Below are 15,097 nucleotides of genomic sequence, written 5' to 3'. Positions count from 1 at the left end.
GCGCGTATGATAAGCGCATGACCATCCACGGCCATATCCTTTCGCGCACGCCCGGCAACGGGATGCTTGCGCTTGGCCTGTCGCTTCTTCTAATCCGCCTCTGAGCGCGGCCCGTTTCGGCGCGACCGCTCAGAGGAGGCATTTCGCGCCGTCAACGTGACCCAAGAAGCTGACAAGAGACAGACCCATGACTTCGAAAAAAGACCGCGTGCTCATCTTTGACACGACCCTCCGCGATGGCGAACAAAGCCCCGGCGCGACCATGACCCATTCCGAGAAACTCGAAATCGCCGAGTTGCTGGATGACATGGGCGTCGACATCATCGAAGCCGGTTTTCCGATCGCCTCCGAAGGCGACTTTCGCGCCGTGTCCGAGATCGCCGAGCGTTCCAAGAACGCCGTGATCTGCGGCCTGGCCCGTGCGCAACTGCCCGATATCGACCGCTGCTGGGAAGCCGTCAAACACGCCGAGAAACCGCGCATCCATACCTTTATCGGTACCTCGCCGCTGCACCGTGCCATTCCGAACCTGACCATGGACGAGATGGCCGATCGCATCCACGAAACCGTGACCCATGCCCGCAACCTGTGCGACAACGTGCAATGGTCGCCGATGGATGCCACGCGGACGGAATGGGATTACCTGTGCCGGGTGGTCGAGATCGCCATCAAGGCCGGCGCCAGCACGATCAACATCCCCGACACGGTGGGCTACACCGCGCCGCGCGAAAGCGCCGACCTGATCCGCCGCCTGATCGAAACCGTGCCCGGCGCCGACGAGGTGGTGTTCGCCACCCATTGCCACAACGACCTGGGCATGGCGACGGCCAACGCGCTGGCTGCCGTCGAAGGCGGCGCGCGGCAGATCGAATGCACGATCAACGGCCTGGGCGAACGCGCCGGGAACACCGCGCTGGAAGAAGTCGTCATGGCGCTCAAGGTGCGCGGCGACATCATGCCGTTCGAGACCCGCATCGACACCCGCAAGATCATGCATATCTCGCGCCGTGTCTCGACCGTGTCGGGTTTCCCGGTGCAGTTCAACAAGGCGATCGTCGGCAAGAACGCCTTTGCCCACGAATCGGGCATCCACCAGGACGGGATGCTCAAGAACGCCGAGACGTTCGAGATCATGCGCCCCGAGGACGTGGGCATCGCCGGAACCTCGCTGCCGCTGGGCAAGCATTCGGGCCGGGCCGCGCTGCGCGCCAAGCTCAAGGACCTGGGCGTCGAGGTGGGCGACAACCAGCTCAAGGATATCTTCGTGCGGTTCAAGGAACTGGCCGACCGCAAGAAAGAGGTGTTCGACGACGACATCCTCGCCCTTGTCTCGGCCACCGGCGACGAGGCGGATCACCTGCAACTGGTGAACCTGCGCGTCGCCTGCGGCACGGGCGGACCGGCCGAAGCCGAGTTGGAGATGGAAATCGACGGCAAGGAAGTGTCGGCCACCGAAACCGGCGACGGCCCCGTCGATGCCAGCTTCAAGGCGGTGCGCGCACTGCATCCCAACAAGGCGCGGCTGCAGCTTTACCAGGTGCACGCGGTGACCGAAGGCACCGATGCCCAGGCCACGGTCAGCGTACGACTGGAAGAAGACGGGATGATAGCCACCGGGCAGTCCGCGGATACCGACACCGTGGTCGCTTCGGTCAAGGCCTACATCCAGGCGCTCAACCGGCTTCTGGTGCGGCGGTCCAAGGTCGGGCCCGGCGCAGATGCCAAGGAGATCAGCTACAAGGAATTCGGCTGAGAATTGGGGGGGGCGATGGCGCGCCTTCGCCCCCACCTTCGTTCAAAGCAGTTCGGTCGAGCCCCGCGACCGAATTACTCGCAAAACGCGAAATTGACATTTTTGCCAGTAGAAACACATTCGCATTGTCATAACTCATTGAATTCGTTATGCGTGACCACTTGTAAAAAGATGAGCTTGTGTTGCCGATTAAAAGCGAAATCCTGCATGCGCATCGCTTGCTGTACATGGACCATTCCGGGTTCATCACTGCTTCGGATGTGTCCGACAATTATCACCGCTTCCTGAGTATGCCGGGAGCACACAAGGTCTGTCTGGCGCTTGTCGACCTGCGCAGGATCAAGGGGCTTCGGGCCTATTTCGACGGCATGGGTGCGGTCGCGGACATGATTTCCTCGGACGGCGACGACCGGACGGACCCGTGGCAGATCGCCATCGTGACCGACAACACCGGCCATCTGCCGCTGCTTCTGGAATATGCCGATCGGGTCGGCAGGTCGGGTGGCACGCGTTGCGCCGTGCTGCCGACCATGGCTGCCGCGGCAGATTGGTTGGGTCTGCCGCGCGACGTCATCGCGGGGATCGAGACGAACCGAACGCAAAGCGCCCTCTGACGGCGCGGATGCTCACTCGCCAAGGGCAACGCCTTCGCGTCGCGGGTCCGCCCCGCCCCTGAGACCGTCGGAACCGATGGAAATGGCGTGCAGACCCGATGTCAGGGCGCGCACGGTCACCTCGTAGCCGAGCGCCTCGAGGTCCGGCTGCAGTGCCGCAAGATTGGTGCCTTCTTCCAGATCGAACGTGCCGAACCGGTTGACGCCATGCGGCATCGACACCGCTTGCTGGACATCCATGCCCCAGTCGACATGCGCGATGATGGCCTTGGCCACGTAGCCGATGATCCGGCTGCCTCCGGGGCTGCCGATAACCAGAACCGGCGCGCCGTCGCGCATCACGATGGTCGGCGCCATCGACGATCGCGGCCGCTTGCCCGGTTCGACGCGGTTCGCGATGGGGATGCCGTCGGAATGGCTGCTGAACGAAAAGTCGGTCAATTCGTTGTTCAGCAGAAAGCCGTTGGTCATCAGCCGTGACCCAAAGCCGTTCTCGATCGTCGTGGTCATCGACAGGGCGTTGCCGTAGCTGTCGACGATCGAGATGTGAGAGGTCGAAGGCAGTTCCAGGCTGTCGTCATCCGCCCAAAGCAGCGCATGATCCCATTCGGGCGTTCCCGGCACGACCTCGGGCAGGGCGTCGTCGCCCCGCAACAGTTCTGAACGCGCCGCCAGGTAGTCCGGCGCCACCAGCCCCGCGGTCGGCATCGGCACGAAATCGCTGTCGGCCATGTACCGCCCCCTGTCGGCAAAGGCGAGCCGCGAGGCATCGCCGATCAGCCGCCAGGTCTGTGGATCGTCGGGATTGCCCGGCGGATAGGCGTCGAGCATACCCAGGATCTGGCCGACGGTCAGCGCGCCCGACGACGGCGGGCCCATCCCGCAGACATCATGCGCGCGAAACACCACGCAGACCGCAGGCCGTTCCTTGACCTGGTAGATGGCCAGATCGGTCAGGCTCATCACGCCCGGATTGCCGGTTGCACCGACCACGGTATCGACGATGTCCTGCGCGATGGCGCCGGTATAGAAGACCCCCGCACCCTCGGTGGATATCGACCGCAGGACCGACGCGTAGTCCGGGTTCTTCAGGATCGTTCCCGCCGCGACTGGTGCTCCGCCCGGAAGGAAATAAGCGGCAGTGGGCGCGAACCGGCCCAGCCTGTCGGCATCCTCGGCGACTAGCCCGGCAAGTCGCGGCGACACGGGAAACCCGTTTTCGGCCAGGTCGATCGCCGCGCCGAAAAGGCCTGCCCAGTCCGACCGTCCCCAGCGTTCATGCGCCGCCTGCATCAGCGCGGGCGTTCCCGGCACGCCGACCGACCGTCCGCCGACGACCGCATCGAAGAACTTCAGCGGTTCGCCGTTGTCGTCCTGGAACAGTTTGGGCGTCGCCGCCAACGGCGCGGTCTCGCGCCCGTCCAGCGTGGTGATCGCCCCCGATGCCGCGTCGTACCAGACCAGGAAAGCCCCGCCACCCAGGCCCGAACTCTGCGGCTCGACCAGGCCAAGCACCGCCTGGACGGCGACCATGGCATCGGCGGCCGTCCCGCCGGCGCGCAGCACGTCGGCGCCTGCCGAGACGGCGTACGGGTTGGCCGCGGCGACCATCCAGTCCCGCGCCGAAACCGGCTGACCGGCGGATTTCGCATCAAGCGCGGCCGCAACGTCCTGCGATATCGCAGCGAACCCGGTGTCCGTTGCGGCTTCGGGATCGACCGCATCCGCGGCCTGTTGTGCTTGGGCTACGCTGGCGAAGGCCGCGAAAAGCCATGGCAATATCGATCGGAACATCGTGGCCTCTCATCCTGCTGTGTCGGTATGACCGCAGGGTCACACCGTTCCAGCGCGAATCAAAGCCCTTTTTTCCCGCCAAAGGCGAGGGATCACAGCATCGCCGGGACAACCTGATCCGGCGGACGATGGCCGTCGGCAAAGGTCTTGACGTTGATGATGACCTTTTCGCCCATCTCGATCCGGCCTTCTTCGGTGGCCGATCCCATATGCGGCAGCATCACGACGTTGGGCATCGACCGCAATTCGGCATTGCCGCGATGTCCGTGTTCGTAGACATCCAGCCCGGCACCGGCCAGCTCTCCCGCCTTCAGCATGCGCACCAGCGCGTTTTCATCGATCACCTCGCCGCGCGAGGTGTTGACGATAACCGCTGTGGGCTTGAGCAGCTTGAGCCGCCGCGCGTTCAGCAGGTGAAAGGTCGACGGCGTGTGCGGACAGTTCACGCTGATGACGTCCATGCGAGCCACCATTTGGTCGAGACTGTCCCAATAGGTTGCTTCCAGCGCCTCTTCCAACTCGGGCCGCAAACGGCGCCGGTTGTGATAGTGGATCTGCATCCCGAAGGCCCGCGCCCGCCGTGCCACTGCCTGACCGATCCGGCCCATGCCCAGGATGCCCAGCCGCTTTCCGCCGATCCGGCCGCCCAGAAAGGCGGTCGGCGCCCAGCCGGCCCAATCGTCGCCCTGCATGACCGCCAGCCCCTCCTGCAGGCGGCGTGTCACGCCCAGCATCAGAGCCATGACCATATCGGCGGTGTCTTCGGTCACCACACCGGGCGTGTTCGACACGAGGATACCGCGCGAACGCGCGGTTTCGACGTCGATGTGATCCACGCCTGCGCCGTAATTGGCGATCAGGCGCAGGTTTTCGCCGGCCTGACCGATCAGACCGGCATCGATGGTGTCGGTGATCGTCGGCACAAGCACATCAGCGGTGCGAACCGCCTCGGCCAGTTCGGCGCGTGTCATCGGCGTGTCGTCGGCGCGCAAGCGCGCGTCGAACAACTCGGTCAGGCGGGTTTCCACTGCCTCGGGCAAGCGTCGCGTCACGACAACACTCAGACGTTTTGTTGGCATCAACGCCTCCCCTCGCTTCTCTGCGGCGCGTCTGTTTGGCAAACTGCTATAGTCGAGGACGGGGCACAAGAACCCCGCAACAAAATCGGGCAGGAAAATCAATGCGCAGGGTACTTCTGTCACTGGGTCTGGCATGCATCATGGCCGGAGGGGCATTCGCGGATAACCGCGGGCCGGTCACGAATCTTCCTTTGCCGCGCTTCGTTTCGCTGAAAGCCGCCGAAGGCAATGTGCGCCGCGGTCCGTCACTGACACACCGGATCGACTGGGTCTACAAGCGCCGCAACATGCCACTGGAAATCACCGCGGAACACGGCCATTGGCGCCGCGTGCGCGACCGCGACGGCGCCGGCGGATGGGTGCACTATTCGCTGTTGTCGGGCGTGCGCACCGTGCTCGTGGAACAGGACATGGTAGACCTTCACGTCCGGCCCGAGGAAACTGCCCCGGTCAGCGCCCGGCTGGAATTGGGCGTCATCGCCCGGCTAGGCGATTGCAATCCCGATTGGTGCCGCCTGACGGCGGGCGGCTACAAGGGTTGGGCACCGAAGACCGCGCTTTGGGGCGTTCGCCCCGACGAAATCCGCGAGTGACGAACCGCCAGACGGGTTTGCGAAGGTCAGGCGGCCTCGTGCAGCAGGATCGCCGCCTCGGACGATGACAGGTTCCGCCGGGCATAGGCACCATAGCAATGCGGGTTCTCGGCCACTTGCGGCAGGCGCTTCTGTAGCCGCGCGCGGTCGTCGCTTGCGATGGTTCCCAGCGCGGTATTGGCGGGATGGAAGCTTTCGGTTTCTACGCCGTTGGCAAAGACCACCTCGTGCCTCGGAAGCATCAGGTGAACATAGGTCACTTCCCGCACGAGCAGGTCGTGCACGATGCTGTCGCCGTTCACCAGGTCTTTCGCGGCCACCAGGACTTCGGGTGTATTGAACAGCGACTTCGCCACCGCGCCACGCACCAGCATCCGGTGCTCGGGCGAAACCAGGAATTCGTGATCCGGCTGCGCGATGCCGAAAGCGCCTGCGCGAATTCGGATCGGCCGCAGCCGCGGCATGGCGAACAACCGCGCCCCGGTCATGTGCCGGCTGCCGATCCACTGGATTTCCTGTGACCCGCTGTCCTTGGTCTGAACCATGTCGCCTTCGCGAAGATCCTCGACCGCCACCAGCCCGTTCGGCGTCGCGATCCGGGTGCCCGGTGTGAAACAGATGACCCCGCCTGCGGTTTCGGCCGATGCGTGATCGGTCCGTGCTTCGAGGTTGTGGTGCACGATCCAAAGATCGCGGTTCTTCGGCGGCATCTCGTCGAGGAACATCAACAGCGGTCGCACCCCGGGGCCGACTTCGATCAGTGTCACGGTAAAGCTTTGCGTGCCATCCGTGACGACAAAGCTGCTGTCCGCGAGGGGATGCGCGATATCGATCTCGTCCGGTCGCATGGTGTCGGTCACAGCCGCACCCACCAACCTGCGCACCATGCGCGCCGCGCGTTTGCGCAATTCCGCTTCGCCTTCCGCCCGGTTCAACCGCAAGACCGAAGACGGTCCGTCAACCCTGACAACATCGCCCGACCAGGTCCAGATGGCCCCGACCGAAAGCGACGACGGAGGTGCGGCCTTGAGACCGTCTAGTTCCGTCTGCGACCAAGAGATGACGAACGTGCCCTGATAGCCCGTTCCCATGCCCGTATGCCTGCCCGTTTTTTGTTCGTTAACTTTACATTAACGAATCGGCATGCGGCTGAGAAGGTTTATCTGCTCCGCACGTTTGAGGAGAGTGGGAATTCGGCATCAACCTGTTGCAGTTGCGACACTCCCGGTGTTCAGAATCGCAGGTTCAACCGCAAGGATCCCACGACCTGGGCTTCCGGCTGCGCCTCGAACTCCTCCGACATCCAGGTCACGCCATAGAAGATCGCATGCCTGTCGCCCTGCCAGTGCAACCCCGTTCGCAATCGGTGGCGGTGTTTTTCCGCGGTGACGCCACGGTTGTCGGGAAGAAAGACACTGTCGGCCACATGCGTGATGTCGCCGCCCAGGACCCAGCTGAACCCGGGCACGCGATTGTGCACGCTGCGATACCGGTGGCCCGTGACCGGGTCGCGCACAAGCAATTCGCCCTGGCCCGCCGGCCCGACGGTCAGATCGGCACCGATCCGCGCCAGAGACTCCGCGCCCCAGCGCAGTTCCGCAAAGGGCCGCAGAACGGCTTGTCCTCCGACGGCGAATGCCTGACCCACCTCGGTGACCAGCGTGGGATACACGGCATCGCCGATCTGCCGTGCCAACACCGAATTCGTCGCCGGCGTGATCCCGAACGCGTCATGCACCGCCGTCTGGACTTCGCCCAGCCGGGTTTGCGGGCCGGTAAAGACCAGATCGCCACCCAAGGCGAATTCGGTTGCGCCCCGGGCGAAATGCGTGTGCATGCCCAGCGACAGCGCGGCGGCATAGGGCCGGTCCCCGGCCGCGGGAAAGCGCAGGTTGTCGGGCGCCATCAGTTGCGCGCCCAGCCGGTATTCGAGGATTTCGAAAGGTCGGTCGGGCAACACGCCGTCCCATCCTCGCCCGCGCACCCGGCTCGACGCAAAGGATCCGGTCTGCCAGCGATCCAGCGTCCCGACAAAGGAATCGTTGGTGACCAACCGGCCATAGCCCAGCACGTGCCGGCCCTCGGCAGCGGCGCCGTGCGAGAATGCAACCAAGACCACTATGGCCAGGGAAAGAACCGAGCGCATGGAAACCTCTTCTGTCAGGCCCCCCAGCCCGAACCCGAAATATCACGCGGTGCCCCGCTGCGCACGATTCCGGCGCCGCCCAGGCGGGATTTCATGCAGGGTTGTGGCAGCTTTGCCGCCCTAACCGGCGACGAACCCGGACCGGCCGATGCTTTCATAGGCGACGAATCCGGCGCGCTTGGCGTCCTTGACCGAGTAGATGTTCCGCAGGTCAGCCAGGTTCGGCACGGCCATCTTGCGTGCGAGTTTCTTCAGATCCAGTGCGCGGAATTCGTTCCATTCGGTCAGGATGACCAGCAGATCGGCCTTTTGGGCCGCCTTGTAGGGGTCTTCCACCCAATGCACGCCGGGCAGCAGCGTCTCGCCTTCGCGCCGGCCCTGCGGGTCGCAGACACGCACCTTGGCGCCGCCCCCGACCAATGCCGGGACGATGGTCAGTGCCGGTGCGTCGCGCATGTCATCGGTATTGGGTTTGAAGGTCACGCCCAGCACCGCGACCGTCTTGCCGTTGAAACTGCCGCCGCACAGGTCCAGCAGCTTGTCGACCATCCGGCGCTTGATCTCTTCGTTCACCTTGATGACGGTCTCGGTGATCTGCATCGGCACGGCGTGTTCCTGGCCGATCCGCGCCAGCGCCTTTGTGTCCTTGGGAAAACACGACCCGCCGTAGCCCGGACCCGCATGCAGGAACTTGTTGCCGATGCGGTTGTCCATGCCCATGCCCTTGGACACCTGCTTCACATCCGCCCCGACCTTTTCGCAAAGCGCGGCGATTTCGTTGATGAACGTGATCTTGGTCGCCAGAAACGCATTCGCGGCGTATTTGATCATCTCGGCCGATTCCAGGTCCGTCGTCACAACCGGGAAATCGCGCAGGTATAGCGGCCGGTAGATCTCTGCCATGACCTCGCCCGCGCGCTCGTTCTGCACGCCAACGACCACACGATCCGGCTTCATGAAATCCTCGATCGCGGCACCTTCGCGCAGGAATTCGGGGTTGCTGGCCACGTCGAATTCCAGATCGGGATTGGCCTTGTGCACAACGTGTTTGACCTGGCGGTTGGTGCCCACCGGCACGGTCGACTTGGTCACGATCACAACGTAATCCGTCGCCGCCTTGGCGATTTCCTCGGCCGCCGCCATCACGTAGGTCAGATCGGCATGGCCATCGCCGCGACGCGTGGGCGTACCCACGGCGATGAACACCGCCTGCGCGCCGTCGATGGCGCTGGCCAGATCCATCGTGAAAGACAGCCGCCCGGCCTCGACATTCTTGGCCATGAGCTGATCCAGCCCCGGCTCGTAAATCGGCACTTCGCCGCGTTCCAGCATCTCGATCTTGCGCGGATCCTTGTCGACGCACACGACCTCGTGTCCGAAATCGGAAAAGCAAACGCCTGAGACGAGCCCCACATAGCCCGTGCCGATCATCGCGATTTTCATGGGTCTGGCCCCTGCCCGGTTTGATTGCGCCTGTCTTGGCGCGGCCAAGCCCGGTTTGTCAACGCGAAGCCCGGTCGAATATGGCGACCTGTTGCGCCATTGGACAAGGGCGCAAGGGCGCTGTAGACGGCGGAGGAGATGAGCCACGACATGACACAAACCCCTTCCGACATCGCCCGCGAGGTGCTGACAACCGAGGCAGCCGCGTTGAACCGGTTTGCCGATGAACTGCCCGCGGCCTTCGACGCGGTGGTCGCGCTCTTGCTGGATATCAAGGGCCGCGTGATCGTGTCGGGCATGGGCAAATCGGGTCATGTCGCGGGCAAGATCGCGGCCACACTGGCCAGCACCGGCACACCGGCACAAGCCGTTCATCCCGGCGAGGCCAGCCACGGCGATCTGGGCATGATCACGCCCGCCGACGCGGTGATCCTGATTTCGAATTCCGGCGAGACCAAGGAACTGGCCGACATGATCGGCCATTGCGCGCGCTATTCGATCCCGATGATCGCCGTGACCCGCAAGGCCGACAGCACGCTGGCGCGCGCCGCCGACCACGTGCTGAAGATGCCCGAAGCGCCCGAAGCCTGCGCCCTGCGCCTGGCCCCCACGACCTCGACGACCATGGCGATGGCGCTCGGCGATGCACTTGCGGTCGCGCTGATGAAACATCGCGGGTTCGACCGCGACCGTTTCCTGGCCTTCCATCCCGGCGGAACCCTGGGGGCGCAATTGCTGCGCGTATCCGCCGTGATGCATCGCGGTGACGAATTGCCCGTCGTGCAGGCCGACACCCCGATGTCCGAAACGCTTCTCGTGATGAGCCAGAAGGGCTTTGGCGTGGCCGCGCTGGTTCAGGGTGGACGTCTGACCGGCATCATCACCGATGGCGACCTGCGCCGGAACATGGATGGCCTGATGGATCGATGCGCCGGCGATGTAGCCACCCGCACACCCATGGTGACGCAGCCCGACACCCTGCTGGTCGAAGCGCTTGGCGTGATGAACATGACCAAACGCACCGTGCTGCTGGTCGTCGAAGAGGATCACAAGCTGGTTGGCCTGCTGCATATCCACGACGCGCTGCGGGCGGGCGTGGCATGAGCGCGGTCATCTTCATCCCGGCGCGCTATGCCTCGTCGCGCTATCCCGGCAAGCCACTGGTCGACCTGACCGGCGCGACCGGCGTGAAAAAGACCCTGATCCAGCGCAGCTGGGAAGCGGCGCAGGCGGTGTCGGGTGTCAAGGCGATCTATGTGCTGACCGATGACGACCGCATCGCCGAGGCTGCCCGCGGCTTTGGCGCGGATGTCCTGATGACTTCGTCTGACGCCCGCAACGGCACCGAGCGTTGCGCCGAAGCAGTCGCCCAGCTCGCCGTCGAGCCCGACGTGATCGTCAACCTGCAGGGCGACGCCCCTCTGACGCCGTCCTGGTTCGTCGAGGCTTTGATCGAACGCATGGTCGACTGGCACGTGCAGATGGCCACGCCGGTTTTACGTTGCGACGCCGAAACGCTGGCCAACTTCGTGACCGACCGGCGCGAGGGCCGCGTGGGCGGCACCACCGCCGTGATGAAGTCCGACGGCTCGGCGATCTACTTCTCCAAGGAAGTTCTGCCTTATGTCGGCGACCTGTCGAACCCGCCCGAGGTCTGGCACCATGTCGGCGTCTATGCCTACCGTCCCGACGCGCTGCGCCGCTATGCCGGCTGGCCGGAGGGGCCGATCGAAAAGGCCGAAGGGCTGGAACAACTGCGCTTCATCGAAAACGGCGCCACCGTGACCTGCGTGCCGGTCGAGGCCAAGGGACGGGTGTTCTGGGAACTGAACAACCCGGTCGACGTCGCCCGCATCGAAGCGGTGCTGAGCAAGGAGGGTATCGCATGAGCGTGGTCGAAATCGGCAAGCTGCGGATCGGTGACAACCACCCCTTTGCCTTGATCGCCGGCCCCTGCCAGTTGGAAAGCCTGAACCACGCCCGCATGCTGGCGGAACGCATCGCCGCCGCGGCCGACGCGGCGCGGACGGGCTGGATTTTCAAGGCCAGCTACGACAAGGCGAACCGGTCGTCGCTGCAGGGCAAGCGCGGGCTTGGTATGGACGAAGGCCTGCGCATCCTGTCCGAGATCAAACGCGAATTCGGCGTGCCGGTGCTGACGGATGTGCACGGGCCCGATCACTGCGCCCCCGTCGCGCAGGCGGTGGACGTGTTGCAGATCCCGGCCTTTCTGTGCCGCCAGACCGACCTGCTGCTGGCCGCCGGCGAAACCGGCGCCGCGGTCAACGTCAAGAAGGGTCAGTTCCTGGCCCCTTGGGATATGGGCAACGTGGCCGACAAGATCGCCAGCACCGGCAACACCCGCATCCTGCTGTGCGAACGCGGCGTGTCTTTCGGCTACAACACCCTTGTCAGCGATTTCCGGTCGCTGCCGATCATGGCGGAAACCGGGTATCCGGTGGTCTTCGACGCCACCCATTCCGTGCAACAGCCGGGCGGCAAGGGCACGTCCAGCGGCGGTCAGCGCGAATTCGTCGAACCCCTGGCGCGCGCGGCGGTGGCCGTGGGCGTGTCGGCGGTGTTCATCGAAACCCACGATGATCCCGACAACGCCCCAAGCGACGGGCCGAACATGGTTCCCGTCGATGACCTGGGCCGCGTGTTGCAAGGCTTGCGCGCCATCGATGACCTGACAAAGGCCGCCTAGACCAACTCGTCTCTCACCCTGGCGAAACAGGCCGCCACGAGGTCGGCCGCCCTTGCCGGGCTGTCGGCCTCTGCATAGCAGCGGAATTCCGGAGCGTTTCCGGACGGACGCAGATGCACCACGTCGCCGCTGCTGAAGGTCACGCGCATACCGTCGGTCATGTCGATCCCCGCCTCGGACCCCAAGCCGGAAAAAAACGTTGCTCGGGCGGCGGCATCCGCCGACAGCCGCGCGATGAACGCCTTCGAGACATCGGTGTCGATCCCCGCGATGCGGTCGGCCGCGGTAAAGCGCGGCGGCAAGGCCGCAACCGATGCCGCCAGCGTCCGACCCTGCGCCCGCGCCGCGGCCAGGGGTGCGACGATGGGCAAAAGGCAATCGCGCGTCATCAGCGGCGCGAGCCTGCCTTTCGGTCCGTCCGCCTCGAACCCCAGCAGGAACCCGCCATTGGCCTCGTATCCGGCAACTTTCGACGCGTCGTTCTCGGCCAGAGCCGCCGTCATCCCGGCGATCACGTAGGGCGAGCCGATCCGCGTCGTCACCACGCGGTCGAACCCCATCGCCTGCACCATCGTGTTGGACGACACCGGCGTGACGACGATCCGCGCGCCAAGCGCCTGCGCAGTCAAGGCACCCAGCACGTCGCCCGGAATCAAGGTGCCGGTGGCGTCCGCGACCATGGGTCGATCCGCATCGCCATCGGTCGACACGACCGCGTCCAGACCGTGCTCGACGACCCAGCCGCGCAGCATCGCCCGGGTCGCCGGGTCCAGCGCTTCGGTATCGACGGGAACAAAGATGTCGGAACGCCCCAGCGGGATCGCCACAGCGCCCAGGCCCTCGATTACCGTGACCAAAGCATCCCGGGCGACCGATGAATGCTGGTAGACGCCGATGCGCCAGCCTTGCAGCGCCTCTGCTCCGAAGGCCGCGGTGTAGCGGGCGCAATAGGGGCCAAGCGCGTCTTCGGTCCGGCGGTCCGGCGCCGATCGCCGGGCGGGTGCCCGGCCGAGCGCGGCACTGATTCCCGCTTCGTCCGATTTCGCGATCTCGCCGCCGGGCACATAGAATTTCAGCCCGTTTCGGTCAGCCGGGATATGGCTGCCCGTCACCATGATGGCGGCGTGACCGGCGCGCATCGCTTGCAGCGCAAGCGCCGGGGTCGGAACCGGGCCGTTGTCCACGACCGGCAAACCTTCGTTTTCGACCGTCTCCATGACGACATCGGCGATACGCGGAGACGACGGACGCAAGTCCCATCCGACATGCACCGCACCCCCCGTTGGACAGGCCGCAAGAAAGGCGCGGATATGGTCCGCGACCAAATCATCGGTCAGTTCCGTCACCAAGCCGCGCAGCCCGCTTGTTCCGAACTTTGGCGGCATGCCGGTCTCCTCTTGCATTCGTCAGACCTTGGATCGGAATTGTCCGGTTTTGCAAGCCGAGCGCCGGCCGCTTGACCCACGTCATGGCCCATCGTGCCAGATTGAGGTGTGCTGCAACCGGCCGCTTCAACGCGGCCGACAGGAGTTTCCGATGCGTCCGATCTGGCTCTGGATACTGTACTTGCTGGCCGCATCGCTGCCGCTCGCACTTGCCGCCGGACTGGGCTGGCCGGCGCGACCGATCCGGTACGAATTGGCCAGCGCGCTCGGCATGCTCGCCTTTTCGATGATCCTTGTCGAATTCATCCTGTCCGGCCGTTTTCGCGGAATCTCGGGCGGGATCGGCATGGACGTGACGATGCGCCTGCACCAGCTTCTGGCGCGCACGGCACTTGGCTTTGCCATGCTGCATCCGCTGCTCTATTCCGGCTCGTCAAGCGGTGGACCACGGCCCTGGGACCCGACGCGCCAGTTGACCATCACCACCGATTTCCTGCCCATCGCGACGGGCGTGCTGGCCTATGGGTTGCTGCCCAGCCTCGTCGCCCTGGCCATGGCCCGCCGGTCGATGCGCTACCGCTACGAATTGTGGCGGCTGGTGCACGGGCTGGGCGCCCTGCTGATTGCAGGTCTCTTGCTGCACCATACGCTGTATGCCGGGCGCTACGGCGCGCATCCCGCAATGGCGTGGCTTTGGATCGGAATGACCGTTCTGGCCGCGGGATCGCTGATATTCGTCTACGCGGTCGCCCCGATCCTGCAAGCCCGCAAACCCTGGCGGGTCAGCGCGGTCGAACGACTGACACCGCGGCAATGGCAAATCACCGTCGAGCCGGTGGGCCACGCCGGCCTGGCGTTCCGCGCCGGGCAATTCGCCTGGCTCAACATCGGTCACAGCGCGTTTTCCCTGCATGAAAACCCGTTCTCGATCGCATCGGCCCCTGCCGACGGCCCCGCGCTGAACTTCGTCATCAAGGAACTGGGCGATTTCACCAACACGGTTGGCACGATCCCCACGGGCACGCGCGCCTATGTCGACGGACCACACGGGTCGCTGACCGTGGATGGCCGCAGCGAACCCGAGATCGTGCTGATCGCAGGCGGGGTCGGCATCGCGCCGATGATCGGCATCCTCGACCAGCTGCGCGCCACCGGCGATCGGCGCAAAGCGTCTCTGATCTACGGCAATCGCGTTGCAGAGCAGATCGTGCATCGCGACAGGCTGGAAGCGGCGGGCGCCGTGATGGTCCTGTCCGAGCCGCCGGACGACTGGACCGGCGAGACCGGGCTGATCGATGCCAGGTTGCTGGATCGTGTCTTGACCCCCGACCAGATCGCCACGGCGCTGTTCGTCCTGTGCGGGCCCGGTGTCATGATGGACGGGGTCGAAGATCACCTGATCGCCCGCGGCACGCCGTCTACCCGTATCCTTTCGGAAAGGTTCGACTATGACTGACCCGCTGCGCAAATGGCCCTTGAGACGCCGGGTCGGCCTTGCCTTCTGGACGCTGACGGTTGCGCTGATGCTGACGGGGCTGATCTTTGCGCTGCGCTAGGAAACACCCTGCCGAACACCCCTTTCC

The 15,097-nt window shown here is 64.9% G+C and carries 13 protein-coding genes; 7 read left to right on the top strand and 6 right to left on the bottom strand.

Annotation, left to right across the window (positions count from 1 at the left end):
- The first annotated feature begins 187 nt into the window (after positions 1-187).
- Both KUH32_RS07125 and KUH32_RS07120 read left to right on the top strand, forming a co-directional pair.
- Positions 188-1,753 carry a 2-isopropylmalate synthase gene (locus KUH32_RS07125; protein WP_217777342.1) on the top strand — a complete coding sequence of 522 codons (1,566 nt, stop codon included), beginning with the start codon at positions 188-190 and terminating at the stop codon, positions 1,751-1,753.
- 182 nt (positions 1,754-1,935) lie between these two features.
- Positions 1,936-2,367 (top strand): hypothetical protein, encoded by a 432-nt coding sequence (locus KUH32_RS07120; protein ID WP_217777341.1) that lies wholly within the window; start codon positions 1,936-1,938, stop codon positions 2,365-2,367.
- Positions 2,368-2,379: 12 nt separating this feature from the next.
- Here KUH32_RS07120 and ggt read toward each other — a convergent pair whose 3' ends face one another.
- Both ggt and KUH32_RS07110 read right to left on the bottom strand, forming a co-directional pair.
- Positions 2,380-4,161: a gamma-glutamyltransferase gene (gene ggt / locus KUH32_RS07115; RefSeq protein ID WP_217777340.1), complete on the bottom strand. Its 1,782-nt coding sequence runs from the start codon at positions 4,159-4,161 to the stop codon at positions 2,380-2,382.
- Positions 4,162-4,253: 92 nt separating this feature from the next.
- Positions 4,254-5,240, bottom strand: coding sequence for a 2-hydroxyacid dehydrogenase (locus tag KUH32_RS07110; protein ID WP_217777339.1), 987 nt, complete (start codon positions 5,238-5,240; stop codon positions 4,254-4,256).
- Between the two features lie 101 nt (positions 5,241-5,341).
- On the opposite strand from KUH32_RS07110, the gene KUH32_RS07105 reads away from it, so the two are divergent.
- The gene (locus KUH32_RS07105; RefSeq protein WP_217777338.1) at positions 5,342-5,833 is read left to right on the top strand and encodes an SH3 domain-containing protein; all 492 of its coding nucleotides are present in this window, start codon (positions 5,342-5,344) and stop codon (positions 5,831-5,833) included.
- A 26-nt stretch (positions 5,834-5,859) separates the two neighbouring features.
- Here the strand turns inward: KUH32_RS07105 and KUH32_RS07100 are convergent, their stop codons facing one another.
- The 3 genes from KUH32_RS07100 to KUH32_RS07090 form a co-directional block, all read right to left on the bottom strand.
- Positions 5,860-6,924, bottom strand: a complete 1,065-nt coding sequence (locus KUH32_RS07100; protein ID WP_217777337.1) for a Hint domain-containing protein — start codon at positions 6,922-6,924, stop codon at positions 5,860-5,862.
- A gap of 140 nt (positions 6,925-7,064) precedes the next feature.
- Entirely contained in the window at positions 7,065-7,979 is a 915-nt protein-coding gene (locus KUH32_RS07095; RefSeq protein ID WP_217777336.1) for a lipid A-modifier LpxR family protein, read from the bottom strand.
- A gap of 120 nt (positions 7,980-8,099) precedes the next feature.
- Positions 8,100-9,422 (bottom strand): UDP-glucose dehydrogenase family protein, encoded by a 1,323-nt coding sequence (locus KUH32_RS07090; protein WP_217777335.1) that lies wholly within the window; start codon positions 9,420-9,422, stop codon positions 8,100-8,102.
- 150 nt (positions 9,423-9,572) lie between these two features.
- Here KUH32_RS07090 and KUH32_RS07085 point away from each other — a divergent pair, with 150 nt between their 5' ends.
- Genes KUH32_RS07085 through kdsA form a run of 3 tightly spaced genes read left to right on the top strand, consistent with a single transcriptional unit; the run spans position 9,573 to position 12,129 of the window.
- Positions 9,573-10,526, top strand: coding sequence for a KpsF/GutQ family sugar-phosphate isomerase (locus KUH32_RS07085; RefSeq protein ID WP_217777334.1), 954 nt, complete (start codon positions 9,573-9,575; stop codon positions 10,524-10,526).
- Entirely contained in the window at positions 10,523-11,311 is a 789-nt protein-coding gene (locus KUH32_RS07080) for a 3-deoxy-manno-octulosonate cytidylyltransferase (RefSeq protein ID WP_217777333.1), read from the top strand. The genes KUH32_RS07085 and KUH32_RS07080 overlap by 4 nt, the downstream gene beginning before the upstream one ends.
- Positions 11,308-12,129, top strand: a complete 822-nt coding sequence (kdsA, locus tag KUH32_RS07075; RefSeq protein WP_217777332.1) for a 3-deoxy-8-phosphooctulonate synthase — start codon at positions 11,308-11,310, stop codon at positions 12,127-12,129. The genes KUH32_RS07080 and kdsA overlap by 4 nt, the downstream gene beginning before the upstream one ends.
- Here kdsA and KUH32_RS07070 read toward each other — a convergent pair.
- On the bottom strand, positions 12,126-13,514 hold the full coding sequence (locus KUH32_RS07070) for a phosphomannomutase (protein ID WP_217777331.1): 1,389 nt from the start codon (positions 13,512-13,514) through the stop codon (positions 12,126-12,128). The two genes, kdsA and KUH32_RS07070, sit on opposite strands and share 4 nt — an antisense overlap.
- A gap of 151 nt (positions 13,515-13,665) precedes the next feature.
- Here KUH32_RS07070 and KUH32_RS07065 point away from each other — a divergent pair, with 151 nt between their 5' ends.
- Positions 13,666-14,970: a ferredoxin reductase family protein gene (locus tag KUH32_RS07065; protein WP_217777330.1), complete on the top strand. Its 1,305-nt coding sequence runs from the start codon at positions 13,666-13,668 to the stop codon at positions 14,968-14,970.
- Positions 14,971-15,097 lie beyond the last annotated feature (127 nt).

Source organism: Thalassococcus arenae (assembly GCF_019104745.1).
GTDB lineage: Bacteria > Pseudomonadota > Alphaproteobacteria > Rhodobacterales > Rhodobacteraceae > Thalassococcus_B > Thalassococcus_B arenae.
The sequence above is the reverse complement of the archived record's forward strand: the minus strand, read 5'-3'. Positions and strand labels throughout refer to the sequence as shown.